This is a genomic window from Streptomyces sp. NPDC031365 (assembly GCF_055569765.1).
This window is the reverse complement of record NZ_JBVIIM010000031.1, coordinates 90,202-92,612: the sequence shown is the minus strand read 5'-3', so window position 1 is coordinate 92,612 and position 2,411 is coordinate 90,202. Positions and strand designations below refer to the sequence as shown.

1 protein-coding gene and 1 pseudogene are annotated in these 2,411 nt (G+C 72.4%); one reads left to right on the top strand and one right to left on the bottom strand.

Annotation, left to right across the window (positions count from 1 at the left end; all coding sequences use genetic code 11):
* Nucleotides 1–135: 135 nt before the first annotated feature.
* The gene (locus ACZ5C2_RS32340; protein WP_468799328.1) at nt 136–1,053 is read right to left on the bottom strand and encodes a hypothetical protein; all 918 of its coding nucleotides are present in this window, start codon (nt 1,051–1,053) and stop codon (nt 136–138) included.
* 306 nt (nt 1,054–1,359) lie between these two features.
* Here ACZ5C2_RS32340 and ACZ5C2_RS32335 point away from each other — a divergent pair.
* Nucleotides 1,360–2,411: pseudogene (locus tag ACZ5C2_RS32335) on the top strand (putative T7SS-secreted protein); the annotation flags it as partial.

Below are 2,411 nucleotides of genomic sequence, written 5' to 3'. Positions count from 1 at the left end.
CCTTCTCCTTCCCTCCTCTCCCCCCCCCCCCCCCCCCCCCCTCTCCCCCCTCCCCCCCCCCCCCCCCCCCCCCCCCCCCCCCCCCCCCCCCCCCCCCCCCCGCCGTGGGGCGGTGTCCGCCCGGGCGCGACGTGGTCAGTCGCGCTCCGGGACGATGCGCACCGCCCGGTCGTGGGCCTGCTGGCCGAGGTGCCGGTAGGTGTCGATGTCCTTGCCGAACCGGTCACGCAGGCGGTCCAGGTAGTGCCTCTCCCGGGCCGTGGCAACGGCCCGCAGGGAGGTCTTGCGGGCGCAGGTCGCGTCCGCGACGGCGGTCTTGCGCTCGGCGGCGAACGCCTCGTCCGCGCGTGCCTCGCCCAGCCGGCTGGTGCGTCCGCGGACGGCTTCGCGGGCCGCCCCGGGATCCTCGTAGGGCTGTCCCGCCTGCTTCATGCACCGCGCCCACGCCCTGATCGTGGAGGTCAGCCGGCGGTCCTCCATGAGCTCCTCGCCGTACAGGGCACTGAGCCCCGAGACGGTCTTGCCCGTACGGAACCAGACGGCCGGGTCGCCGTAGAGCGTGCGCTCGGACTCCTCCGTGCAGCCGCCGAGGCGTTTGCGGATCTCTCCGCCGACGGGCAGCGGCGCCCGGAGCGTCCTCGCGTCGTCGCCGCCGTCCAGCGCGGTGTCGAAGGCCGCGCGCCGGGTGGCGGAAAGGCTCTGCCGGTAGGTGCCGTTGGGGTTGCGCTCGTGGACCCGCAGGCTCTTCGCCTCGATACGTCCCCCGTAGCCGTGCGTGCGGGCCCACGCCACGTCGTCCTGCACGAAGCGCACCGGGCGGCTCTCCTGGAGCGTCAGGCCGCGGTCCTCCCAGTAGGTGAAGCCCTGGCGGTCCATGCACTGCTTGATCAGACGTTGGTGCGCGTCGGCGACGCGCAGTTCCTGCTGCCAGGTCAGTGCCCGGGGACGCGGATCCCGTGGTGCCCGGCCGTCGCGGCCGTCGCCACCGCCGTCGGCGCATCCGGTGGTGACGGCCGCCACGACCGCGCACAAGGACACGAGTACCCGTCTCATGAACTCCGCCCCCCTTCGCTGCCGCTTGCTGACGGACCCAGAGTTGCCCGGCTGCCGGCGGAGGTCGACGGGTTTCCTGTTGCCCGCCGGGGCGTTCGACCGGGAAACAAGGCGCAAGCAGGGGGAACGCGGGGAGGGAGGCAACATGGCGCCCCAGCCCGGGAGGGCTTCTGACGGTGGCTGGCGGATCGGACAGGCGGGTGGCAACACGACTCGACCGAACCGATCTTTCGTCGCACTGCTGTGCTGTGTAGGTTCACTTGCGTATAAGCGTGTTGATGACGTGCGTGTGACGGGGGTTGCGGCATGGTGGGCCATCGGCCGAGTGATTGGCATGTCCTTGACCTGGACAAGGACCCGACCCCCGGCGATCCGCACCGGGTGCGCACCCTCGCCAGGGTCCTGCACGACTTCGCCGATGACGTCTCCGAGGCGTTGCGTCTGGTGAAGGGGATGGCCGGTGAGGGCACGCTGGCGGAGTGGGCGGGCAAGTCGGCCGATGTGTTCAAGGAGGAGTTCTCCGGCGTTCCGAAGAACCTGAAGAAGCTGGAGAAGTCGTACGCGATGTGCGGTGACGCGCTCGCGGACTACTGGCCGAAGCTGGAGCGGGCGCAGGCGCTGGCGGACAAGGCGCTGGCGAAGGCGCGCGAGGCGCGTGCCGACCTCTCCTCCGCTCAGTCGAAGCTGTCGTCGGCGGAGTCGTGGATGGGCCGGGCGACGAAGGAGGCCGACAAGTACAAGGACGACCCCACGGGCTCCACGTCGGATGCGGACAAGCCGGACGAGGCGAAGGTGCGGGCCGCGACCCGGGACGTGCGGAGCGCCAAGTCGGCCCAGGACAAGGCCCAGTCGGACGTGTCCGAGGCGCAGGACGCGCTCGCGGCGGCGAAGAAGATGGCCGCGGACGCGCGGAAGATGCGCGAGGAAGCCGCGCGGGACGCCAAGTCGAAGATCGACGAGGCCTCCGACGCGGGCATCCAGAACCGGTCGTGGTGGGAGGAGGTCGGCGACTGGTTCACCGACAACTGGGACAGCATCGTCGCCGCCTGCAAGATCGTCGTCGCGGTTCTCGGTATCGTCGCCCTGATCATCGGCGGGCCCATCCTCGGCGCGATCGTCCTCATCGCCGCCCTCGTCGTCCTCGCCGACACCCTCTACAAGTACTCCAAAGGCCAAGCCTCGCTGTGGGACGTCGGACTGGCGGCGCTGGACTGCATACCCGGCATGAAGGGCCTCACCAGCCTCGGCGGGGGTGGGGGGGGGGGGGGGGGGGGGGGGGGGGGGGGGGGGGCAGGGGGGGGGGGGGGGGGGGGGGGGGGGGGGGGGGGGGAGGGGGGGTGGGGGGGGGGGGTGGGGTG